The sequence below is a fragment of the Chitinophaga arvensicola genome (genome assembly GCF_900110835.1).
GTDB lineage: Bacteria > Bacteroidota > Bacteroidia > Chitinophagales > Chitinophagaceae > Chitinophaga > Chitinophaga arvensicola.
This window is the reverse complement of record NZ_FOJG01000002.1, coordinates 639,106-662,613: the sequence shown is the minus strand read 5'-3', so window position 1 is coordinate 662,613 and position 23,508 is coordinate 639,106. Positions and strand designations below refer to the sequence as shown.

The window sequence follows — 23,508 nt, the reverse complement described above, 5'->3', positions numbered from 1 at the left end:
TTACATAGAAAGACATCCACCTTATGAACGCAAAAAAATTGGCCGAACTCCTGCAAAAGTACCAGGATGGCCAGTGTACGGAAGAGGAGCGTATCATCATAGAAAAGTTCTACCAGGACTTCGACGCGGAAGAGGATCAGCTGCCCGCCCAAAGCGAGATGCAGCCTGCCTATGATGCGCTGTACCAGCAGGTATTAGGACAGGTAAAAGAGATACCGGTGATCGGTACACAACCATTCCGTTATCGCAGGTGGGCAGCGGCGGCAGCCATATTGCTGCTTTGCGGCGCTGCTGCCTGGTTCTTCTTACAGCCACGGCAAATGGCGCCGGCCAGTGAAAAAGCCGTCGCCCGTCAGACAGAGAAAGCAAAGAAACGCTTTATCAAACTGCCGGACGGAAGTACGGTGTTGCTGAATGATCGCAGTGAATTAAAATACCCGGCCAGTTTCTCCGGAGCTGCCCGCGAAGTGTATCTCAGCGGGGAAGCCTATTTCGATATTGTGGCCAGTAACCACCAGCCATTTGTGGTGCATACCGGTAAAGTGGCCACCACCGTTCTCGGAACGGTATTCAACATCAAAGCCCTGCCGGGCGAGGAAGATGTGACAGTGACCGTGGAAAAAGGAAAGGTAAAAGTGGAGGCTGATGGCAAACCATTGGGAATAGTGGCTTCCAATCAGCAGTTGTCTGTCAGCAAAGTGGATGTCCGCTATCTTAAAAACGATTCAGTCAATGTAGACCCGGTAGTACACTGGGTGAAGCAAGACCTGGTGTTTGATAATACCACCTACGAAGAGGCCGCGCAGGTACTGATGCAGCAATATGGTATCCGGATCGAGTTCCGGAACACGCACCTGCAAAACTGCCGTTTCACTACGTCGTTCAAAAATCAATCGTCACTGGAAGATATACTGACGGTGCTTTGCGCCTTCAACCAATCGAGCTATAGTATCAAAGATAGTACTGTCACCATCAGCGGAGGAAACTGCCAATAAACGAATTAAAGGATAAGATATGCCACCATAGCGCCTATACACAAAAAAAAGCAACCCCGGGTGCAACCAGGATTGCTTTAGAGGTCTTAAACATTGATGTAGAACACTTAAAACCAATTGCAATTTATGCAAAAATTTACTCTTCTGCCCGGCGCAGATATACAGGGTCGTGCCCCGTATCCGCCCCGGAAAGTGGTTATCAACCAACGAACGCTGAATCTGTTTATGAGATTAAATGTAATCGCAGCTGTTATTACCTTTTCCAGCACTCAACTGCTGATGGCATCCACCGGTAAGGGACAGGAAATGGCCAAAACGGCTGTTACGCTAAACATACAGCACGAGTCACTCAATGATGCCTTGTTGCGCATAGAACGCCTCGCAGCCGTACGTTTTATCTACAGCCAGGAGCAAGTGGCTGCCTTTAACAATGTGAGCATTCCGAAAGGTACCCGCTCTGTATCTGCACAACTGGACCTGCTGTTGGCGGAAACACCGCTGCGCTACCGCGTAGTGAATGATCATATCATTATCTATAACCCGGCGGCAGAAACTACCCCGGCAGCTACTTCTGCCGTGGTGAAAGACGACGGCATTATCCGGGGTAAGGTGACTGATGCGAAAGGAGATCCGGTAGTAGGCGCCACGGTACATGTATCGGGCACCAGCCAGGGCGCTACTTCAAATACAGAAGGCGTGTACATCATCAAAGGATTAAAACATGGGAACTATACCATCGTAGCGTCTTCGGTGGGTTTTGAAAAAGTATCGAAAACCGTTACCGTAGGCGATAAGGAAACACTCCTGAACATTTCTCTGCCGGACGGACTCAATCCACTTAATGAAATTGTGGTAGTAGCTTACGGTACCCAGAAGCGTTCCAGCTTTACCGGTTCCGCCGCTACCCTGAAAGCGGAAGCCTTCCAGGGTTCCAGCCGTGTTTCCGTGGAAGAAAATCTCCAGGGGAATGTTGCGGGCGTGATTGCCAGCAACGGTAGTGGCCAGCCAGGCGCATCTCCCGATATCCGTATCCGTGGTATTGGTTCTGTGAATGCCGGCAGCTCGCCGTTATACGTGGTAGATGGTGTGCCATTGGCCGCCACCAGCCTGAATAACGCCGATATCGAAAGCTTCACGGTGCTGAAAGATGCGTCTGCCGCATCTATCTATGGCTCCCGTGCAGCCAATGGCGTGATCATGATCACGACTAAAAAGGGAAAAAGCGGTAAAACGAAATTCAACGCTTCTACTCAGTTTGGTTTCAACCAGATTGCCATGGACAACAACCAGCGTCCGCTGAATACCACGGAAATGCTGTCGCTCCTGAGAGAAGGTGTGAAGAATGCCGGTAAGGATGAAGCCTACCTGCAAACCCAGCTGAAAAATGCCAATATCGACACTACGGTTAACACAGACTGGTTTGACGTACTGACCCGCAACGGCCAGTACCAGCAATACGATCTCTCTGCCAGCGGCGGAACAGAAAAAAGCAACTTCTATGCATCCGGTAGTTATTATACCACCAAGGCCGCACTGGAAGGCAGTCAGTTCAAACGCGCTACCGGTAACCTGAAATTCAATAACCAGGCTACTGACAAGCTATCGTTCCGTATTGGTATGCAGCTGAATTACCGCCAGAAAAACCAGCAGCCGGATGAAGGCTCCAATGGTAACCCGGTGCGTATGTACAAACGTTACATGCCCTGGCTGCGTGTATACGGCGCCGATGGTTTCTACGACCTGAGCTATCAGAATAAATATAATCCGCTGGCAGTGGTAAAGGAAAACTGGAACATTGTATCCGACTACGGCGCATTGGGTAATGCCAGCGCAAAGTATGAATTCAGTAAATCACTGAGCATTGAAAATCAAGCCAGCATTGACTTTAATTACAATGATCAGCAGGTTTTCTATAAAAGCGGTATCGGTACTGCACGTACCAACGGGGGAGAAGCGTATTACTATACTTACAGAACGCTCAACTGGGTAAATACAAGCATTCTCCGTTATAATAAAGATTTCGGTCAGCATGGCATCAACGCATATATTGGTTACGAAGCCCAGAAAGTAAGTGGCTCCGGTAACAGCGCCGGTGTACAGAATTTCCTGCCGGGTACCTATACCATGGATAACGCGGCTATTGCCACCAATGCGGGTTCCAGCCAGGCGGAAAACTCCCTTAACTCTGTATTTGCCAATGCCGCCTATAACTACCGTTCCCGTTATTATCTCAGTGCTTCAGTACGCAGAGATGGTTCCTCCCGTTTCGGTAAGGAAACCCGGTTTGGTAATTTCTGGTCAGTAGGAGCTTCCTGGAACCTGGCAGAAGAGGAATTTATGAAATCCCTGCGTGCCGTGTCTGAACTGCGTCTCCGCGCCAGCTATGGTGTAAACGGTAACCAGGATATCGGTAACTATGCTTCCAATGCGTTGTATAGTACAGGAGATTACAATCAGGCCGCCGGTTACTATTTCTCCAAATTTGGTAACGCTTATCTCACCTGGGAAAAGAACAAACCATTCAACGTGGGGGTAGATTTTGGTGTACTGAGAAATCGTATTACCGGTACTGTTGAATACTATACCCGTAAAACAACGGACCTGTTGCTGGATATGCCTATTTCGGCTACCAATGGCGCCAGCAGCCTGTTATCCAATGTGGGAGGTATGAAGAACAGTGGTTGGGAATTCCAGATCAATTCTCAGAACATCATTTCCCGTAACAACGGTTTTGCCTGGAATACCAGCTTCAATATTTCTACTTTAAAGAATGAGATCCTGTCGCTGACCAGTCCTATTCTTACGGATGTATACGATCGTCATGTGGGTGGCGACTTTTACCAGTTGTACCTGAAAGGCTATGCAGGTGTGAACCCGGATAATGGTGAATCCCTGTGGTATACCGATGGTACCAAAACAAAAACTACCAATGTATATGGAAATGCGGTACAGTATGACCAGGGAAGCGTATTGCCGAAGTTCTTTGGTGGTCTGACCAACACTTTCAGTTACAAAGGTTTCACGCTGAGCGCCCTTCTCTACTTTAACTATGGTAATAAAGTATATGACAACTGGGGCTCCAATGCCAATGGCGACGGTGCGTCTGCGATCGGTGGTACTTCCAGTATTCCGAGGTATTTCTACGATAATCACTGGAAACAACAAGGTGATATTACCGATGCACCAAAGTTTGTATATGGTGGAACCCAGTCCGGTGGCTATTCTTCGACCCGATTCCTGTATAGCGGTAACTACATCCGTTTAAGAGATGTTTCCTTATCGTATGACCTGCCTGCCTACCTGATGAAAGCAGCACACATGGGCGGAGTAAGAGTATATACAAGGGCCAGTAACCTGTTTACACATATTGAAGACAAACGGATCAACTTCGACCCGGAAGTAGGTATCGATGGTAAAGCGGATCAGAACGCACCGATTTACAGAACAGTGGTACTGGGTCTTGATATCAAATTCTAACCGTCAAATTAAAAGCACATGAAACAACTGATATATATATGTGGCGCAGTGGGATTGCTCTTGTCGGCATCCTGCAAAAAAAGCTTCCTGGAACTGGATCCGAAGCAACAGCAGGACGCCAACATGGTGATCAAAGACTTGCCTGGCGCCCGCGCAGCCATCACCGGCGCTTATAACCTGATGCAACCGGTGGCTTATTACGGCCGTCATGCCATAATAGTACCCGACCTGATGAGCGATAATATTTTCATCAGCTCCGTCAACCAGAAACGTTACCTGCCGTTGGATCAATACATCACTATCACTACCGACGGTACTTCCAGCGATATGTGGCGGCAGATGTACAAGGTGATTGTAAACGCCAACCTGCTGATAGAGAAAGCATCCGCCAATGAGTACCCGGACGCCGATAAAGCAGAAGCGCAGTTCATCATAGGAGAAGCTTATGCACTGCGTGCCCTGGCTTATTTTGACCTGATGCGTTTTTTCGCATTACCATATAATGCTACCGCAGATGGCTCACACCTGGGCGTTCCCCTGGTGATCAAAAGCGGGACCGATAACACCAATATTATCAGTCCCAAAAGAAATACCGCGAAAGAAGTATATACGCAGATTGTGGCCGATTTCAACACGGCGATCAACACGATGCCCACTTCGCCGGTAGGCTTCAAATCATCTCTGAGGGGACGTATCAGCCACTATGCAGCCAAAGCATTACTGGCCAGGGTACAACTTTACAGGGGCGATTGGGCAGCAGCGGATTCACTGGCTACCAGCGTTATTTCCAAAGGTGGATTTACGTTGTTGCCGCGTGCTTCCCTCATCGAAGAATCGCGCAAGCAGAACAGCACAGAAGCGATTTTTGAAATCCAGTACAACATCCTGGATAACCTGGGTAGCGATGCACTGGTGAATTTCCTCTGGCAATCCGGTAGCTATGGCGACGGGCTGGCAACGGAAGATCTCTATAACGCTTACGCATCTACGGATGTAAGACGTGGTTTTGTTACCAAAGGCGTGCGTAAAAACGGAGAAAACCCGGCTTACCTCATTACGAAGTATACCAATACCACCAGTTACGAAGAGCCTTCCAGGGTAATACGCCTGGCGGAAATGTACCTGATCCGCGCAGAAGCCCGCGCGCATGAAGGACTGGATGGCCTGGCTGCTGCTGATGTGAACACCGTGGCGGGGCGTGCGGATGCTACCTGGGTGCCGGTTACGGCCACCGGCGATGCGCTGCAGGCAATCATCCTCAATGAAAACCGCAAGGAGTTTGCGTTTGAAGGCCACCGGTTATTTGATCTGACCCGCAATAAACTCGGGTTTACCAAATACCTGACCAACAAAACGATTACGATCGATAAAACAGATAAGCGCACCATTTTACCTATTCCGCAATCAGAAATGAATGCGAATGTGAATATGGAACAGAATGAAGCTTATAAGGCACGATAAACCAACCGTACAGTGAACGGTGTTGGTAAAAGGGTTTCCTGCGTAATGCGGGAAGCCCTTTTGCCTTTTTAAGGAGACAGGGAGGAAACAACGTTTATTCGTTGGCGTGCCTTTTCAGGATCTGGTCGATCATGGGCTTCAAAGTATTGTATTCAGTTTCAGTGAAACCCATGCTGCAACTCATTTTTTCAGGGATATCCGCCGCCTGTTGCTGTAATTGTTTGCCGGCGGCCGACAGGTGGATATGCACTACACGTTCATCTTCTTTGCTGCGTACACGTTTTATGAGTTTCTTGGCTTCCAGCCTTTTCAGTAGGGGTGTTAACGTACCAGAATCCAGCATGAGTCGTTGTCCCAGTGCTTTTACAGACAGGGCATCCTCTCCCCAGAGGGCGAGCATTACGAGGTATTGCGGATAGGTGAGATCGAGGGGAGCCAGTAAAGGCTGGTAATGTGAAGTTACCAGCCTTGACAAGGCATAAAATGAAAAACAAAGTTGATTCGATAATTTCAGTTGTTTCAAAGCGGCATATTTAACGATCCAAAATTAAGGGAATGTTTCCATTAATATCTGGGCAACCGCTGTGGAGGAGCCGGGATTCTGACCAGTGATCAGTAAGCCGTCTTTCAACGCATAGGAATGCCAGTCGTTTCCCTTGCTATAAATGCCACCCAGTTTCTTTAATTCATCTTCTAACAGGAACGGCACAACGTGGGTGAGTTGTACGGCTTCTTCTTCTGTATTACTGAAACCGGTGACTTCTTTCCCTTTTACCAGTGATTGTCCATCCGGGCCTTTTACTTTGAGCAATGCCGCAGGGGCATGGCATACAAAGGCTACCGGTTTATGTTGCTGATAGAAGTTTTCAATCAGTGTAACAGAGTTGGGATCGTTGGCCAGGTCCCAGAGGGGGCCGTGGCCGCCGGGATAGAATACGGCATCGTAGTCTGATGCTTCAGCATCGGCCAGCTTCATGGTATGCGCCAGTTTCTGTTGTAAGGCTTCATCCCTTTTGAAGCGGTTGGTGGCTTCCGTCTGGAATTCAGGCAGCTCACTTTTCGGATCAATGGGTGGCTGGCCACCTTTCGGAGAAGCCAGCGTTACTTCAGCGCCTGCATCTGCCAGCACGTAGTAGGGCGCTGCAAACTCTTCCACCCAGAAACCGGTTTTATGACCGGTGTTCCCGAGTTGGTCGTGCGAGGTCAGTACGATTAATACTTTCATGAGATGGAGTTTAGATCAAAGCTAATTCAACTTCAACGTTACCACGGGTAGCATTGGAGTAGGGGCAAACCTGGTGTGCTTTTTCCACCAGTTCCTGTGCCAGTTCGGGCGCTACATCCGGAATTGCTACCTGTAACTTTACAGATAACCCAAAACCGCCGTTATTGTTTTTACCGATGCTTACTTCTGCATTTACGGTGGTGGTTCCTGCGGTTACTTTCTGTGTTCTGATTACCAGGTTCAGTGCGCTGTCGAAACAGGCAGCATAACCGGCTGCAAACAATTGTTCCGGGTTGCTGTAAGCGCCGCCGCTACCACCCATTTCTTTTGGAATTCTTACTTCCAGGTCGAGTACGCCATCAGAAGATTTAACGTGTCCGTTTCTGCCGCCGGTGGCAGTAGCATGTGCCGTGTATAACTTTTCGATCTTTTCCATGTGTGATTATGTTTATTGTGTAAAATTAAATTGTGTGCAATTGAATTCCAAATTTATTTTTGAGATCTGCCATTAATTTTATCAGGATCAATATTTTAGGGAGATAGAAACCGGTAGCATACTATCTTTGTTTCAATTTCATCCCCATGAAGAAAATTCTGATCGGTAGCTTGTTAATCGTTATTGCCGGTATCGCCTGTAATAATGAACTTCCTGAAAAAATCTACAGCCCCGGCTCTTTGCCGTCTACTTATTTCACTATTGATACCCGTAAAGACACCCTGCTGCAAACGCCAACGGGGACCAGTATCTTTGTACCGGCGGGGGCCATACAGGCAGCAAAGGAGAAGGCCTTCCGTCTGGAAGTAAAGGAAGCCCTTTACACAGCAGATGTTGTTTTGAATGGTCTTATCACACAAAGCAACGACCAGCCGCTCAGCAGCGGAGGTATGATATTCATTCAGCCGGCAGATGACCCTTCAGCTGCCATCCTGAAACCCCTCACCGTAAAACTGCATACCAATAAAGTATTACCGGGCATGCTGCTGTATAAAGGTGTTGTCGGGAAGGACAGTATTATTAACTGGACGGAACCGGCACCTGTTCAGGTGATTCCTCCAAATGAAGACCTGGCAGCAGGTAAGCAGTTTTTCGAAGTAAACTGTAAGTCCTGCCACGACGTAAACAAAAAGTTCACCGGCCCTCCTTTATTGCATGTCACCGCAAAACATTCCCGGGAATGGCTGGAAGGTTTTATCCGTAATAATGCTGAAGTGCTTGCCAGTGAGGATTGCTACGCCAGGACCATTTACCAGGAATATAATAAGGCCGCCATGCCATTATACCCAAACACAACCTCCAAAGAAATGGATCAGCTCCTGACCTGGCTGGAAAGTGAGAGTAAGCGCATAGACCCTGCAGGCTACGAGCTCACACTCAAAAAAAGGGACAGCTGTGAGTTGTATCTTATAGTATCCAATCCACTGCTGATGCAGGCGAAATCTCCTATAGTGGATATTGTGCTGAAAAACCGGGCCCTTGATCAGCACTATGATTTTATGGTGAATGCTTTCGGTTGGTGGAATGCAGACAGGCTAATGGAAGACAATCCCGCTTCCCAAAAAAGTTATCTCAGTGTGCGTGTAACCGGTCCCGTTAGTAACACCACCCAGGTGTTCCTGGTAATTCCCAATGAAGGTGTCTTTTTACGTGGTGGCTTACTCAAAGGAACAAAAGATGAATATGGCTTCTTCCGCAGGGATGGTAATGGCTATCTTCCTCCAGACAAAGATGCCTGGGTGATGGTCGTAGATGATCAGCCGGGCCGCCTCCTGTTTGATTCAGCGGGTTTTAAAACAGGCATCAGGCAAACATTGCAGCTTAAACCACAGCTATCCTCTCCCGGAGCATATGAAAAAGCTATTCGTGAACTGGCCGGAGATCCGGCTGCCATCGAACGGGAAATGTTGGAGGAGGCCGTAAAGGATCGCTGGGAGATGGACGCCCCGGCAAGCGCCAGGTGGCCAAAACCCACTTCATATAAGTGTGGTTGTGATAGCCCCCGTTTATCTGTATTCTGATAGCTGCGTGCAGGCCTGGATGAGATGACTCTCTTCGTAATAAAGAATAGGGCTGTCCAAAATTTCAAGACAGCCCCCTTTTAATTCAGGCGCCTGATGGCGACATTTTTCATTTACGCGCTTCTTATTGCCTTCTTTTTACTTTTGAGATTTCCCCATCATTTTATTATTGTTTTTCTCCTTCTTTTTTAAATCCCGCTTGGTCATTTAATATTTATTGCTTTACTTTGCGTCATAATGACGTAAACGTATTTTGAACCCTGTACGGATATAATAGAGCAGTTAACCCCGCCAATTCCCGTACCCGCCGAAAACGAACTAAGATGAACAGAAATAAAAGAATCGCCATCGCTTACGAAACACTCGATATACTGGAAACAGGACAATACCTGAATCAACACCGGGAAACGGTACATTTAGGCGATGACCTGCAATCGTCCGTTGCCAATACAGTATTATATAAACCGGATGACTTTACCGCCGTGTTCAGCCAACGTGACAAGTTACTGTCATCATTCACCGGTGAACCGCCACAGATCAGTGTTACGGGTGAAACGACTTTTGCTGCTGCCCACCGGTTGATAGTAAAAGAAGGTATCAAGGATGTATGCTGCCTGAATTTTGCTTCCGCTAAAAATCCCGGTGGCGGCTTTCTCGGAGGCGCCCAGGCACAGGAAGAAGCACTTGCAAGAGCCAGTGGATTGTATGCCAGCCTGAAAACAAAACAGGAGATGTACGACTTCAACCGGCAGCACAGCAACCTGCTTTATACCGATCAGATGATTTTCTCGCCACGGGTACCCGTGTTCCGGGATGACCATGATCATTTGCTGGACATTCCTTATTACGTATCCATACTGACTTCACCGGCAGTAAATGCCGGCGCCCTCCGCAATAATGATCCGGAACGGGTGAAAGATATGCCGGCAGTAATGCTGGCCAGAATAGAAAAGCTGTTGTCCGTGGCCGTGATACAAGGCCAGACGACACTGATACTCGGCGCCTGGGGTTGCGGCGTTTTCCGAAATGATCCTAACGACGTAGCGGATTGGTTTGCACAGCAACTCCTACACAATGACATTTTTAAAAACGCGTTCCGGCATATCGTGTTTGCGGTATACGATAGCTCCGATAAACAGGTAAACCGGAAAGCATTTGACCAAAAATTTGCACCATATGTTGTACGATAATAACTGGCTGATCACAAAGTATCAGGCCAATGAAAAAATAAAATTCCTCTTCTTCTGGGGGCATCGCCCTTCAGCAGATGGCAGCGTTACACAAAGCTGTTTCAGTCAGTGGTGGGAAGCGCCTTTTACTGTTGAAGACATTACTTACAAAACAGCAGAACACTGGATGATGGCTGGTAAGGCAAGGATTTTCAACGATGAAGATATCTTCCGGAAAATACTCCTGGCAGATACACCGGATCAGGCCAAAAAACTAGGAAGACAGGTGAAGAACTTTGATCCTGCTACCTGGGATGCACATAAATTTGAACTGGTGGTACAGGGAAACTATCATAAGTTTTCCCAGCACCCCGCATTGCAAACATTTTTACTCAACACACAGGATCGTGTATTGGTAGAAGCCAGCCCGATGGACCGTATCTGGGGAATCGGTATGGCAGCCACCAACGAAAAGGTCCATAACCCCCTGCAGTGGCGTGGACATAACCTGCTGGGCTATGCACTCATGACCGTCAGGGATCAATTACAAACAACATGAACACAAAATCTATCAGTAAACTACTGAGCTTTATACTCCGGCATAGCCCGGAAACCATACAACTGCCGCTCGATGCCAATGGCTGGGCGGATGTAAATACACTCCTGCATCAATGCCAGGTGAACGGGCATCATTTTACCCGCGCGGAACTGGAAACAACCGTCGCAGAAAACGATAAGCAACGCTTTGCATTTAATGAAGATAAAACCAGGATCCGCGCCAGCCAGGGGCATTCAGTAAACATTTCACTGGATCTTCCGCCGGTAACACCGCCGGAATTTCTTTATCATGGCACAGTACCGAAGTTCCTGGCAAACATCAGGAAAACCGGTTTACAGAAAATGAGCCGGCAACACCTGCACCTGTCTGATGATCTGGATACCGCCCGGAACGTAGGCAGCAGGAGAGGAATACCGCATATCCTCACGATCCGCAGCGGCGACATGCACCGCAACGGATTCCTCTTTTACCGTTCAGACAACGGCGTATGGCTCACCGATGAAGTGCCGCCGGAGTACATCGGATAATTTCTTTGTTTTTTTATATGTACTTTTAAAGAAAAAATTATGTCGATAACTACAGAAGCAGAACTCGATGGCATGAAGAAAGTGAGTGAAGCCGTAGCCGTGACATTGAAAGAAATGAGGCAGTATGCCAAACCAGGCATGACCGCCAAAGAAATCGATGAATACGGTGGGGAGATCTTAAATGCCCTTGGCGCTAAATCTGCTCCCAAACTTACTTATGGCTTCCCTGGATGGACCTGTATCAGTGTGAATAATGAAATTGCACATGGTATTCCGTCCGACAAGAAAATATTAAAGGAAGGCGACCTGGTAAATATCGATGTATCCGCAGAACTCGGTGGTTACTGGTCCGACAATGGCGGCTCTTTTGTACTCGGTGAAGATATTCATCAGCACCAGGCATTGGTAGATACTTCCAAAGCCATTCTCTTTAAAGCTATTCAATACATTAAAGGCGGTATCCGCGTGGCAGATGTAGGCAAGCTCATTGAAACAGAAGCCCGCAAATCCGGTTATACCGTGATCCGCAACCTCGCCGGACATGGCGTAGGCAGAAGTTTACACGAGGCCCCGGACGATATCCTGAACTGCTATGTGCGTTTCAACCGTACCCGTTTCAGGAAAAACTCGGTGGTGGCGATTGAAACGTTTATCTCTACTGCGTCCTCTTTTGCCAACCAGAGCAATGACGGCTGGACCCTGGTAGGCAATAAAGGCGGCTTTGTGGCACAGCATGAACATACTATTGTAGTAACCGACCAGGCCCCCGTGATATTGACAGCTGCCAATGAGATCTGGAACTGATTATTTCAGTTGCAGGGTCACGGCACGGATGTTTTTCCGGTTGTCTGTGTAGGTAATATGCACCAAACCATCTGCGGTGGCGATTATAGCAGGATAGCTATATTCGCCGCCTTTTCTCTTCTCCAGCTCATACACATCGTTCCAGTGTACACCATCTTTTGAAACAGCCACCCGCAGCTCATTACGGCCATCCGACCATTTACTGCCCCCACGGGTAGGGTTATAAACCAATGCCATACCGCCTTTGGGCAGATTTACCGCATCGATGCCTGAATTTGGATTGGGCAGGGTAGCAGGGCTTACCTTTGTCCAGCTGGCGCCATTGTCGGACGACCAGCTCTCTGCAATTACCTGTTGGCGGCTACGCATCAGTATTTGCAGTCTTCCGTCCGGATGCGTGAGGATGGTAGGTTGTATTACCCCGAATGTGTCGCAGTCGAGCGGCACCTGTTGCCAGTGATGACCGGTACTGTCGCTGATCTCCATATGCGACACCCAAATATTGTCTTTCACGCTCTCTGTACTGGAAGGATGCAGCAGGCGTCCATCTGACAGCTGTATGCATTTATTTCTAACGGGTCCCAGGAAGCCATCCGGTAGCTTTTCGGGAGATGACCAGGTGTGGCCGTCATCAGTGCTGTAGCGGGCCATACCCCACCATTCCCTCGGGCTGGGTCCTACTTTATAAAAGAGACAAAGCAATCCGGCCCTGGTGCGGAATAATACCGGGTTCCAGCAAGGGTAGCGGAGGTTGTCGTTGATCACTCCATCGGCTAATTTCACGGGTGGCTGCCATTTGTTGTGGTTAAAGCGCGAAGACCAGATCTCTACATTCTTACTACCTTCATCATCACCGCCAAACCAGGCGCTCATCAGTTCTCCGGAAGCGAGTGATACAATCGTGGAAGCGTGACTGGTGCGTGTTACAGGTACGGGCGCAATCAGCGCACTGCGAACGGCCAATGCCTTTGTTTGTGCAGATGCCGGCAAATACAGGGCGGCCGACAAAAATAGGGAAAGGTACATTTTCATGTTCAACGTGGTATAAGTGAGTTGTTAAAATAAGGAATGCAGGGGGATTATCATAAAGATTGGTAAATTTGCCGCCTTATGTCATTATATACAACAAAGGGAACCGTTACTATCACCTGTAACAAACGCCTGACACCATACCTGGAGCAGGAAGTAAAAGATCTGGGATTTACTGTGGAAGAAACATTCGTGACCGGTGTACGGTTGAATGCTTCGCTGAATGAGTGTATCCGCCTCAACCTGAACCTGCGTTGCGGCAGCCAGGTGCTCTATAGCCTGAAACAATTTGAAGCAATAGACGGAGATGAAATTTACCAGCAACTGAAAGATTATCCCTGGGAAACTATTCTTCCGGCTGATGGCTATTTCTCCATTACGAGCAATGTGCAGAATGATTCCATCAACAACAGCATGTTCGCCAATTTAAGGGTGAAAGATGCGGTGGTGGACCGTATGCGCGCAAAAACGGGTAAACGTCCGTCTACCGGTGCAGAACTGAGCGGCGCCGTTATTCACCTGTTCTGGAAAAATGAAAATGCAGAAATATTTGTAGATACCACCGGCGATTCACTCGCCCGGCATGGTTACCGTAAAATACCCGGTCGTGCGCCCATGCTGGAAGCGTTGGCTGCCTCTACGATCCTCGCATCGCGGTGGGACCGCAAATCTCCGTTCATCAACCCGATGTGCGGTTCCGGTACCGTAGCCATAGAAGCCGCGCTGATAGCCACAAACAGCCGCCCCGGTCTGTTCCGCGATAACTATGCCTTTATGCACCTGCAGGGTTTCGATGAAAATGTATACCTCGAAGAAAGAGGACTGCTGGAAAAACAGATCGTGGAAGTGCCCGGTCTGCGTATCATCGCTACTGACCTCAGTGACATGGCCATTGTGAATGCACGCAAAAATGCCAAAGCTGCGGGTGTGGAAGATATGATCGAATTCCGTGTATGCGACTTCGCCAGTACGGAAGTTCCTGAAGGGGGCGCCGGTGTGGTGTATATGAACCCCGAATATGGCCTGCGTCTCGGAGAAATTGAAGAACTGGAAGAAACCTATGGCCGTATCGGCGATTTCATGAAACAGCAATGTGGGGGCTATTTCGGATATGTATTCACCGGAAACCTGGATCTCGCAAAGAAAATAGGACTGAAAGCCAAACGCAGGATTGAATTCTACAACAGTACGATCGACTGCCGCCTGCTGGAATACGAACTGTATGCCGGTACCCGCGATGCCCGTAAGTTATAAATGATCGTTCCGGCAGGGGAAATTTTCCTGCCGGAATTCCCTTATAAAAAAAGCTGCTTCCATCATGGAAACAGCCTTTCAATAAACAACGAATTTCCGCCTTAAATCACTTCACTGACATTGATCGGCCTGGAAAAACTCTCTTCCAGTGAAATAATCGTTTCTGTTCTTTCAATGCCTTTAATATGCTGCAGGTCGTCCTGCAATATCTTACGTAATTCGCCACTGTCTTTGCAGATAATCTCCGCAAACATACTGTAGGAACCGGTGGTGTAGTTCAGTCTTACAATCTGTGGAATCTTCAGCAACTGTTTGGCAACACTTTCATACAGGGAACTTTTCTCCAGGTAAATACCAATAAAGGCCAATACATCATAACCAATGGCCCGCAGGTTTACCTGTAAGCGGGTGCCTTTGATCACACCCATTTCGTGGAGTTTCTTGATACGTACGTGGATGGTGCCGCCGGATACAAAGAGTTTCTTACCCAACTCTGCATAAGAGATACCGGCATCGGTTGACATTTCCGAAATGATCTGTAAGTCTAATTTGTCAATATTTAATGGGTGGCTCATTTTAGCAACGCTATTTAGAATATTTTCTAAAAATAGGTATTTTTTTGAGATAATCGCAAAAATGATGATAAATAATCTTGCCGTCGCCCGCCCTCCGGGAGATGACAGCCGGAGAGATTCCTTTTTTTTGCCTAAATTAAAGTACCGATTATTTATCCCTGGTAAATTATCATCCATGAAAGCTGACGTCACGAGTAGAACCGCGCAATATATGGCCTTATTCAGGGCCCTGGAAACCACCCGTTCAAAAGACCGGCGACTTTTTACTGATAAATTTGCCAGCTGGTTCCTGGACCGGCAGCTGAAAGTAGGGGTGTGGCTGTGCCATATACCCGGATGGCGGTCATTTGCCGAATGGATTATCCGGAAGAAAATACCCGGGGCTTTATCCTCCGGTATCGCACGTACGAAATATATTGATGATCTTTTGCAACAGGCGGTAGCACACGGTGCACAACAGGTATATATATTGGGTGCCGGCTTTGACACCCGTGGTCTGCGGCTTCCTTTTCTGCGTTCATTAAAAGTTGTGGAGATCGATCATCCCAATACCGCTGCCTATAAACTCGCCAAACTGCGTGCACATAAGTTGCCCGCCAAAGTATATTATTACCAGATAGATTTTAATAAGCAAAGTCTTGATCAGCTAAGCGCCCTGAACAACTTCGATTTTACGCTGCCCACTGCTATTATCTGGGAGGGCGTTACCAATTATCTCAATAAAGACGCGATTGACAGTACCTTTGCTTTTCTGCAACGCTTTGAACCCGGTTCCAGAGTCATTTTCACGTATGTGCACCAGGCAGTACTGGATAATCCTGCCGCTTTTTATGGCGGTGAAAAACTGTTGAAAGATGTAGCAGACCTGGAAGAAAAATGGACATTCGGATTTGATCCGGCCGCATTACCCGCCTACCTGCGCCAGTTTAATTTTCAATTACTCGAAGATCTGGGCGCAAGTGAATACCGCGAACAATATTTGCCCGCAAGAACAGAAAAAGGATATGAATTTTATAGGGTAGCCTGTGCGGAACGCACAGCAGAATAACGGGTGCTACTTTTAAGCATTTACATGTAAATACAGTTTCTCCTGCAACAACTGGCATAAGTCGTCAAACCTGGTAGGCTTGGTGACAAAATCTACAGCTCCCAACGATTTTGCCAGGATCATTTCCTGCTTTTCATCACTGGTAGTATAAATAATCACCGGGATATGTTTCAGGTCCGTGGTTGCCTTAATTTTTTCTAGGAAAGTCAGGCCGTTCATTAACGGCATATTCATATCGAGGAATATAAGGTCGGGTAGACAAGCCTGTGTACGTAGCAGATCAAACGCTTCCTGCCCATTACCTGCTGCGGCAAAGGTAATTTCGCCCCTGATGGTTTGGAGCGCGAGCTTGAAAAATTCCTGGTCGTCAGGATCATCGTCCACCAGTAACAGGGTTGCTATGTCCCGGTTAATGTTTGCGTTCATATTCATATCATGCAAGAGTGTAAATGTACATCTAATTACAATTATATGGATGAGAAGGTTAAAGGGGAATTGTCATTTTTTTAGCTGAACTTTTCCCCCGGTGTCTTGTTGTTCTATTGCAATCTGTAGGTTCAATAAAACAAATATCATGAAAGCAATCATCAGAACAGTGCTGTTTTGCACTGTGATCATAGCAGGTGCGTGCGGTACCACCGTTCATATGACCGGCACCTGGAAAGCCCCGGAAGCGCCACCGGAAGGGTTCCATAATATCCTTGTCGCCTCGCTTACTTCCAACATCACGGCGCAACAGGTCGTAGAAACACAGATGGCTGCTGCGCTACAAAAAAGGGGAGTAACTGCCGGCAAGGGGCTAGACCTGTTCCCGCCTAAATTCAATCCGGTGACGGAAGAGGACAAGAATACCGCTACCCGTAAATTGCTCGATGCGGGGTATACCGCTGTATTAACCACTTCTCTTATTAACCGGGAATCCCAGACGAGGTATGTGCCTGGCACCATTTCTTATGCACCTTATCCGGCATATGGCTGGTACGGTCGCTTCTGGGGATACTATGGCTACATGTACGGCTCGGTTTATTCTCCTGGTTACTACACTACAGATAAAACATATTTCCTGGAAAGCAACCTGTATGATTTGAAACAGGATGGTAAGCTGGTTTGGTCTGGTCAGTCAGAAACCTATAATCCCGGCAGCCTGGAGTCGTTTGCCAAATCCTTTGCAGGGCAGGTATCGGACGCATTGCAAAACGCGGGATTACTGAAAAAGTAATCAGTGGCTGTTGTCGTAATAGGTGTTGTCTCTTACAATTTTTCCCTCTTCTACGGTAAATACGGTGCAGATAGGAAGCTGCCATTTTACGCCGTCAGGGCCGGTAGCAGTAGAAATAAATTCTACGGTGATATGGTTTTTGTCGCCGTAAATATTCAGGACAGAGTCCTTTACATCGGGAAACATCTTTTGCAGGTCAGCGTACTTCTGTGCCGTTTGTGCCCGGGTTTGCAGTACGGGCGTTTTACCCAGTGAGGGATCCAGGAAGGTGGCAGTGTCTTTATAACAATCGGCCAGCTTTGTCCAGTTGTGATCGTTGAAGGCCTCAAAGAGTTCTTTCACAACTTGTACGTTGGCATTGGCCAGGCTACTTTTAGCACCGGGTTGCACACAGGCGGCAAACAGAAAAACAAGTAAAATTATCGGCAAAATTTTCATGCAGTATCTATTTTGAGTCTCTACAAAATACGAAGAAGCCCGTGAAAATGAATTTATAATTTATAAATTGCCTCCTTAACTGTAAATCAGGTTTTATGGAGATGAGTCAGCCCGATCCGGAAATGCTGCAAACGCTGGTGGTAATGAAAATGCCTTTCGGCAAGTATAAAGATGTGGTCCTTTGTGATCTGCCGGTGAGCTACCTGGAATGGTTTCAGCGGAAAGGTTTTCCAAAGGGGAAACTGGGGATGTTGCTGGAAACGATGCTGGTAATAAAGATGAATGGCCTCACCCAACTCCTGGATCCATTGAAGAAAAGAAGATAAAATAATCTTTCTGGAAAAATAAAAAACGGCTGGTTCCCTTAAGGAGCCAGCCGTTTTAATAAGATATAAAATTGGCAGTGTTATTTATCAGAACCAGCTGGTATTCTGTTCTTCTTCGTCAACAGCCCGGGTGGTGGCTTCTGCCGGAGCAGATACCCGGATTTCTTCCGTCACCACCGCAGGGTGGGCAGGATCTGTTTTCGGAACCGGCAATACGTTTTTACGGATGGCGCCTTCTACCACCGCACCTTCTTCTATTTCCAGTACCATGGCATTCACATCTCCCTTTACAAGGGCTTTGTTGCTGATATGGGCCTTGTTGGTAATGTAAACATCGCCATACACTTTTCCGTGTACTACCAGGTCGGTAGCATATATATGGCCACGGATGCTTGCCGTTTCACTGACTACCAGTTTGCCACTGGTCTTTACATCACCTCTTACATTCCCGTCGATCCGACCGGACACGGAGGCGTCTATACTACCATTTACGGAAACTGTTTTAGGGATACGAAAGGCTCCGGGAACAATTATATTGCGGAAAATATGTCTGACATTGATCACAAGTACAAATTAGAGGGTGATGGGATTAGGTGTTACGGTAGGGGTATGTTGCGCCTGGTCTTCAAAAGTAGACACAATGGAACTGGAATTACCCAGATCCAGCCCTACGCTTCTTTGAGGTTTGTTATCTGAAATTCTCAATGAATTGTAAAGATAACCGATACTCATGAGTTTTTCTGGTTCCGGGGCAACTTCTACCGGAATAAAATCACGGAATTCTTCTACAAAAGCATCTGTCAGTTCACGATAGTGAGCGCCACCGCCCATCAGGTAGATCTTTTCACAGGTTTCAAAATCCAGATCAGTGAAGTAACTACGCATCAGGGGAGATACTACTTCGCGATAGTATTGGGTCAGTACACCTTTACGCATATCACGCAGATCGATGCGTTTACGGTTGGTGAAAATAGAGCCTTTCATGAACGCATCATCTACCTGGTGTTCGTTTTTCATCTCCAGGTAATGCTTCTGGTTCAGTTCACGGGTCAGGTTATTGATGGCATAACGGATGCCGTGAGAACTGAAGCAGGTACGGTGTACCAGTCCATCGCCGGTGGCCATGCCGCCTTCAATGGTTCCGAATCCGAAGCTGATAGCGATGAAGTTATCCAGCTGCGGTTCGTCGATGGTTTTCTTTAAACCAATGATACCACCAACAATTTCCGGGATCACCTCGTACTTCTCAATATCAAACATCGCTTTCTTGAAGGATCCTTTGGTATTGTAGGTTTGTGTATCGTAATCGATCAGGAAATGTCTTTTACTCAAAAACTGCTCCGCCGCGTTTTTGTAAATATTGTAAGTGGAAAATGGAAATCCAACAGTCAGGGCAATAGGTTGTTGTACTTTATCAATGGTGTTCAGCAAAGCAGCTTTGAACAGTATTTCATAATCCTCCTCGGTGGGCGACGCGTTGGTTACCCGACCTGGATTGATACCACCCCTTTTGGCCAGGTTGCCGACCAGGTACCAGGCTTCATCCTTTTTAATTTTTAATCCATTGAGCAAATCCTTACTCGAATTTTCTGTGTTTCCGAATGCGGTTTCAAAAACGCTTGGGAAGCTGGTTGTAGATACTTTCATAGTGCTTTGTTAATAATAACGAATGTAAGCCGTGACTCTCCATGCAGGAGGGTTTTCATCGGGATTGAAATAGCGGTTAAAGATATAAAATAATAGAACAAGGGGATGACAACCAGTGAATTTATGCTAAATTTAATACAGCCCTTTTACATTTCAAAAGCTGCCTTACCTTTTATTTTCCGACCGCTATCAGCCTGATCGGCTGCGCAAACCACTCCTCCCGATAATAAACCACCTGCTTTACCGTTTTAGAAAGGTCCGCCCTTACCTGTACTCACCTTTATTTTCATTGATATGAGATATATCGTGTTGGCTGCGGGAGTATGTTTGCTGGCCTGCCACTCTTCACAGAAGGTTTACCAGGCGCCCGCCGTAGGAGCGGAGGCGCAGTTCGACCGGGGCCTCCGGCCGGAGAAGCATCCTAAATATCTCTTTGATAAAAAAACGATGAAAGATATGCAAAAGCAGGGCGCGGTATCTTCTTACTCATCCAAACGGCATAATACCGCACCTACTATTCCGCTGCCGGGCAAGGGAGCCAACGGGAAAGACAGTACGAATACGCCGGCTGATAGCCTGCGTGCAGCATCTGATTCTACGCGTATTCCCCTGGCAGATTCCACCCAGGCGCCGCCGGCGGATACCGCACACCTGCCTTAAAGAACACTATACTGCATAAATACCCGGCGCCGTCTTTCATCTTCAATTACTACGGCTGTCATGTGTTTCCGGGTCGGTACTCCCCACCGGGTATGTTAAACTTATTCCAATGGGCTACACCCTGTGTTCCCGGTTCCGGGTAATTCCCTATTTTTGATGTGATCGCTTTTTATTTAGCTTATGAGGAAATATTGCATGCTACCACTGGTGCTGATCCTGTTTCAGCAGGCCTTTGCCCAGTCCCCTTTATATATGCCACTAACCATTAAGAAGGCATATGAACGTCAGACCCGCAGCTATAACGGCGCCCCCGGTGCCCGGTACTGGCAGAACAAAGCAGACTACGATATCAGGGTGACCTTTGACCCCGTTACCAACGGGGTATCCGGCTCGGAGCAGATCCGGTATGTCAATAACAGCCCCGACACCCTGAGAGCGGTGAATGTCAAACTTTTTCCCAATCTTTTCCAGAAAGGGGCTGTCCGGAATATGGCAGTATCAGCAGAAGATCTCACAGATGGCGTGTCGCTGAAAAACCTCAAGGTAAACGGCGTAGCCAAACCCTTGCCCACAACTGTGAAAGGGACTAACATGAACATCGCCATCCCGGATTTATACCCGGGACAGACGGCACAATTTGAACTGAACTTCGCTTATATCCTGAATGAGAATACCCATATCAGGACCGGTTCCGTAGATACCGGCGCCTATTTCATCGCTTATTTCTTTCCCCGTATTGCCGTGTATGATGATATCAATGGGTGGGACCAGATCCCTTATCTGGGTATGCAGGAATTCTACAACGACTTCAGCGATTTTCGTGTAGCCATTACAGTACCCGGCAGTTACCAGGTATGGGCTACCGGAGATCTGAAAAATACGGCTGCCGTTTATAAAGATAAATACGTACAGCGCATTGCCGCCGCTGAAAAAAGTAATGAGGTAATTGCCGTGATAGACAGCAACGATGTAAAAGAAGGCTACATCACCCAACGCAGCGATAGCAACACCTGGCAGTTTGAAGCGGTCAACGTACCAGACTTTGCCTTTGCCCTGGCCAATCATTACCAGTGGAATGCTACCAGCGTGGAAGTAGACCATACCACAAAAAGACGTACCCGCGTAGACGTGGCCTTTAATGCTGCACATGCCGATTTCTTTGATGTGGTACATTATGCCCGTGTTACGGTCGACAAAATGAGTCATCATTTTCCGGCATGGCCCTTTCCATATCCCCACGAAACCGTATTCGACGGACTGGACCAGATGGAATACCCTATGATGGTCAACGATAACCCGCTGTCTGATAAGACACAGGCCATTGAACTGACCGACCATGAGGTGTTTCATACCATGTTCCCGTTTTATATGGGGACCAACGAAACGCAGTATGCCTGGATGGATGAAGGATGGGCAACCATAGGTGAATGGATTATTTCTCCGTTGATTGATAGCTCTATTGTAGACGACTACGGCATGTTGCCTTACAACTATATCGCTGGCAAGCAACAGGACCTGCCCATCATGACGCCTTCCAACCAGACAACAGATGCGTATGTGACCAATTCCTATCCCAAGCCTGCATTGGGGTATCTCTATGTAAAAGATATGCTGGGAGATAGCCTGTTTCTCAAGGCCCTTCATCATTATATTGCGCAGTGGCATGGAAAGCACCCGCAACCCTACGATTTCTTTTACTGCATGAATACCGGCGCCGGCAGAAATATGGACTGGTTCTGGAAAAGCTGGTTCTTTGATAACGGGTACCCGGATCTGGGTATTACCCGCGTGTCACAGAAAGGAAAGGAGGCTAATATTGAAATTACTTCTATAGGCACCAAGCCCGTTCCGGTGGATGTTACTGTCTTTTTCGATGATAACAGCTCCACTAAATTACATCGTAGTATTGCCTGCTGGGAAAAGGGAAATAAAACAGTATCTCTTACGTTTTCCTCCCCAAAAAAAATTAAGAAAGTAACCCTGGGAAGTACCTGGGTAGCGGATGTAGACAAACACGATAATGTGTACGAAGTAAAATAAAATGCGATCGCTTACAGCACATCGTAATAGAGCGAATACAATTTCTGGTAACTACCACCTACAATACCCAGGCCGCCCTGGGTATTGCTTTTTAGCTGGATAGCCTGAATAAGGCTGTTCAGCCCGGGATTACGCTTCACTTTCTCGTAGGTGAGCAGGAAGTCATAATACTCTTTCGAAACGGATTTTACATACACCAGCACCCGGCCCACCGGCGCAATGGCTTCCGCCGGACTGGAGCTGAGTGCAGTTGCATTGAGATAAAAATTGGTGGTCAGCGGTTTTCCCTGCTGTGTGAAAAGGATGCTGTTATAGTTTTCATTCAAACCGCCGATCTGGTTGTTGTCTGCGGTTTCATCCTGGGTATAGCAGGGAATCCGGAGATAGTCGTTCATATAGATACTATCTTTTTTCGGATTGCAACCGGGGAGGTTTTTTGCTATCTGGTAGAGGTCTTCGTTTTCACTTTTCCGGTAACGCACGCCCTGGTAGGTAAAGGACGTATCTACAGTTACACTTTGTTTCAGGGCTTCCATCACTACGTATTGCTTTACGCCGGGAATAGGGCTCACCGTAAAATGAAAACGCAATACCGGCCGGCCGTTGAGCAGGGTACGTACGGTATCCAACAGTTCTACTTTAAACGGCGGAGGAATAGTAGCCATGGCCGACACTGTTTTCATACCGGGCACCATTACCTGGAGCTTGTAGTTTCTGCCGGCATCCAGTGAATTTTTGCCGCGATAAAGACTCACCGCATTACTGGAGTCACGGACATAGCTCAAGGTTTCCAGCAACTGACCGTTCTTGTCCATGAGTTGCACATCGGCATTTTCCACCAACTCGAAACCGGTATTGATCCCGGGTCCTACGGGCTTACTTTTACCGACCCTTACTTCCGGCACGTTGTTGGCGACCAGCTCGCTATACACCACTTCTCTCGGAATAGCGTTGTTGCCGGGCAGTGGTAATTCCTGCTCACATCCGGTCATCAACAAACCACACAACACTGGTAACAATATAAACAGGTACTTCATGA

The 23,508-nt window shown here is 47.6% G+C and carries 24 protein-coding genes; 14 read left to right on the top strand and 10 right to left on the bottom strand.

What is annotated here, in order from left to right; genetic code table 11:
• Window positions 1-23 precede the first annotated feature (23 nt).
• The 3 genes from BMW79_RS20065 (at window position 24) to BMW79_RS20055 (ending at window position 5,933) form a co-directional block, all read left to right on the top strand.
• The gene (locus BMW79_RS20065; RefSeq protein ID WP_089897423.1) at window positions 24-995 is read left to right on the top strand and encodes a FecR family protein; all 972 of its coding nucleotides are present in this window, start codon (window positions 24-26) and stop codon (window positions 993-995) included.
• A gap of 126 nt (window positions 996-1,121) precedes the next feature.
• Window positions 1,122-4,472, top strand: a complete 3,351-nt coding sequence (locus BMW79_RS20060; protein ID WP_089897421.1) for a SusC/RagA family TonB-linked outer membrane protein — start codon at window positions 1,122-1,124, stop codon at window positions 4,470-4,472.
• A gap of 18 nt (window positions 4,473-4,490) precedes the next feature.
• Window positions 4,491-5,933 (top strand): RagB/SusD family nutrient uptake outer membrane protein, encoded by a 1,443-nt coding sequence (locus BMW79_RS20055; protein WP_089897419.1) that lies wholly within the window; start codon window positions 4,491-4,493, stop codon window positions 5,931-5,933.
• Window positions 5,934-6,027: 94 nt separating this feature from the next.
• On the opposite strand, the gene BMW79_RS20050 is transcribed toward BMW79_RS20055, so the two are convergent.
• Genes BMW79_RS20050 through BMW79_RS20040 form a run of 3 tightly spaced genes read right to left on the bottom strand, consistent with a single transcriptional unit; the run spans window position 6,028 to window position 7,594 of the window.
• Window positions 6,028-6,456, bottom strand: a complete 429-nt coding sequence (locus BMW79_RS20050) for a MarR family winged helix-turn-helix transcriptional regulator (protein ID WP_089897418.1) — start codon at window positions 6,454-6,456, stop codon at window positions 6,028-6,030.
• A 24-nt stretch (window positions 6,457-6,480) separates the two neighbouring features.
• Complete coding sequence (locus tag BMW79_RS20045; RefSeq protein WP_089897417.1) at window positions 6,481-7,158, bottom strand: type 1 glutamine amidotransferase domain-containing protein; 678 nt, start codon at window positions 7,156-7,158, stop codon at window positions 6,481-6,483.
• 10 nt (window positions 7,159-7,168) lie between these two features.
• Window positions 7,169-7,594 (bottom strand): organic hydroperoxide resistance protein, encoded by a 426-nt coding sequence (locus BMW79_RS20040; protein ID WP_218150388.1) that lies wholly within the window; start codon window positions 7,592-7,594, stop codon window positions 7,169-7,171.
• Between the two features lie 146 nt (window positions 7,595-7,740).
• Here BMW79_RS20040 and BMW79_RS20035 point away from each other — a divergent pair, with 146 nt between their 5' ends.
• The 5 genes from BMW79_RS20035 to map all read left to right on the top strand — a co-directional run bounded on the left by BMW79_RS20035 (window position 7,741) and on the right by map (window position 12,233).
• Window positions 7,741-9,174: a c-type cytochrome gene (locus BMW79_RS20035; RefSeq protein WP_089897416.1), complete on the top strand. Its 1,434-nt coding sequence runs from the start codon at window positions 7,741-7,743 to the stop codon at window positions 9,172-9,174.
• Between the two features lie 323 nt (window positions 9,175-9,497).
• The gene (locus tag BMW79_RS20030) at window positions 9,498-10,364 is read left to right on the top strand and encodes a TIGR02452 family protein (protein WP_089897415.1); all 867 of its coding nucleotides are present in this window, start codon (window positions 9,498-9,500) and stop codon (window positions 10,362-10,364) included.
• Window positions 10,351-10,902, top strand: a complete 552-nt coding sequence (locus BMW79_RS20025) for an NADAR family protein (RefSeq protein WP_089897414.1) — start codon at window positions 10,351-10,353, stop codon at window positions 10,900-10,902. The genes BMW79_RS20030 and BMW79_RS20025 overlap by 14 nt, the downstream gene beginning before the upstream one ends.
• Window positions 10,899-11,429, top strand: coding sequence for an RNA 2'-phosphotransferase (locus BMW79_RS20020; protein WP_089897413.1), 531 nt, complete (start codon window positions 10,899-10,901; stop codon window positions 11,427-11,429). The genes BMW79_RS20025 and BMW79_RS20020 overlap by 4 nt, the downstream gene beginning before the upstream one ends.
• Before the next feature lie 39 nt (window positions 11,430-11,468).
• On the top strand, window positions 11,469-12,233 hold the full coding sequence (gene map, locus BMW79_RS20015; protein ID WP_089897412.1) for a type I methionyl aminopeptidase: 765 nt from the start codon (window positions 11,469-11,471) through the stop codon (window positions 12,231-12,233).
• Here the strand turns inward: map and BMW79_RS20010 are convergent, their stop codons facing one another.
• Window positions 12,234-13,265, bottom strand: coding sequence for a sialidase family protein (locus BMW79_RS20010; protein ID WP_089897411.1), 1,032 nt, complete (start codon window positions 13,263-13,265; stop codon window positions 12,234-12,236).
• 78 nt (window positions 13,266-13,343) lie between these two features.
• Here BMW79_RS20010 and BMW79_RS20005 point away from each other — a divergent pair, with 78 nt between their 5' ends.
• Window positions 13,344-14,516 (top strand): THUMP domain-containing class I SAM-dependent RNA methyltransferase, encoded by a 1,173-nt coding sequence (locus BMW79_RS20005; RefSeq protein WP_089897410.1) that lies wholly within the window; start codon window positions 13,344-13,346, stop codon window positions 14,514-14,516.
• Between the two features lie 101 nt (window positions 14,517-14,617).
• Here the strand turns inward: BMW79_RS20005 and BMW79_RS20000 are convergent, their stop codons facing one another.
• Window positions 14,618-15,091, bottom strand: a complete 474-nt coding sequence (locus BMW79_RS20000) for an Lrp/AsnC ligand binding domain-containing protein (protein WP_089897409.1) — start codon at window positions 15,089-15,091, stop codon at window positions 14,618-14,620.
• Window positions 15,092-15,266: 175 nt separating this feature from the next.
• On the opposite strand from BMW79_RS20000, the gene BMW79_RS19995 reads away from it, so the two are divergent.
• Window positions 15,267-16,139, top strand: coding sequence for a class I SAM-dependent methyltransferase (locus tag BMW79_RS19995; RefSeq protein ID WP_089903986.1), 873 nt, complete (start codon window positions 15,267-15,269; stop codon window positions 16,137-16,139).
• A gap of 12 nt (window positions 16,140-16,151) precedes the next feature.
• Here the strand turns inward: BMW79_RS19995 and BMW79_RS19990 are convergent, their stop codons facing one another.
• A complete protein-coding gene (locus BMW79_RS19990; protein WP_089897408.1) occupies window positions 16,152-16,571 on the bottom strand; it encodes a response regulator in 420 nt (139 codons plus the stop codon).
• Between the two features lie 142 nt (window positions 16,572-16,713).
• On the opposite strand from BMW79_RS19990, the gene BMW79_RS19985 reads away from it, so the two are divergent.
• On the top strand, window positions 16,714-17,358 hold the full coding sequence (locus tag BMW79_RS19985) for a hypothetical protein (protein WP_089897407.1): 645 nt from the start codon (window positions 16,714-16,716) through the stop codon (window positions 17,356-17,358).
• On the opposite strand, the gene BMW79_RS19980 is transcribed toward BMW79_RS19985, so the two are convergent.
• Window positions 17,359-17,796 carry a nuclear transport factor 2 family protein gene (locus BMW79_RS19980; RefSeq protein ID WP_089897406.1) on the bottom strand — a complete coding sequence of 146 codons (438 nt, stop codon included), beginning with the start codon at window positions 17,794-17,796 and terminating at the stop codon, window positions 17,359-17,361.
• A 95-nt stretch (window positions 17,797-17,891) separates the two neighbouring features.
• On the opposite strand from BMW79_RS19980, the gene BMW79_RS19975 reads away from it, so the two are divergent.
• Entirely contained in the window at window positions 17,892-18,122 is a 231-nt protein-coding gene (locus BMW79_RS19975; protein WP_089897405.1) for a DUF3820 family protein, read from the top strand.
• Window positions 18,123-18,209: 87 nt separating this feature from the next.
• Here BMW79_RS19975 and BMW79_RS19970 read toward each other — a convergent pair whose 3' ends face one another.
• Entirely contained in the window at window positions 18,210-18,686 is a 477-nt protein-coding gene (locus BMW79_RS19970) for a bactofilin family protein (RefSeq protein WP_089897404.1), read from the bottom strand.
• Between the two features lie 9 nt (window positions 18,687-18,695).
• Window positions 18,696-19,769 (bottom strand): ParM/StbA family protein, encoded by a 1,074-nt coding sequence (locus tag BMW79_RS19965; RefSeq protein ID WP_089897403.1) that lies wholly within the window; start codon window positions 19,767-19,769, stop codon window positions 18,696-18,698.
• A 294-nt stretch (window positions 19,770-20,063) separates the two neighbouring features.
• Between BMW79_RS19965 and BMW79_RS19960 the strand changes: the two genes are divergently transcribed.
• The gene (locus BMW79_RS19960) at window positions 20,064-20,429 is read left to right on the top strand and encodes a hypothetical protein (protein ID WP_089897402.1); all 366 of its coding nucleotides are present in this window, start codon (window positions 20,064-20,066) and stop codon (window positions 20,427-20,429) included.
• A 180-nt stretch (window positions 20,430-20,609) separates the two neighbouring features.
• A complete protein-coding gene (locus BMW79_RS19955) occupies window positions 20,610-22,469 on the top strand; it encodes a M1 family metallopeptidase (RefSeq protein WP_089897401.1) in 1,860 nt (619 codons plus the stop codon).
• 11 nt (window positions 22,470-22,480) lie between these two features.
• Here the strand turns inward: BMW79_RS19955 and BMW79_RS19950 are convergent, their stop codons facing one another.
• Window positions 22,481-23,506, bottom strand: a complete 1,026-nt coding sequence (locus tag BMW79_RS19950; protein WP_089897400.1) for a DUF4249 family protein — start codon at window positions 23,504-23,506, stop codon at window positions 22,481-22,483.
• Window positions 23,507-23,508 lie beyond the last annotated feature (2 nt).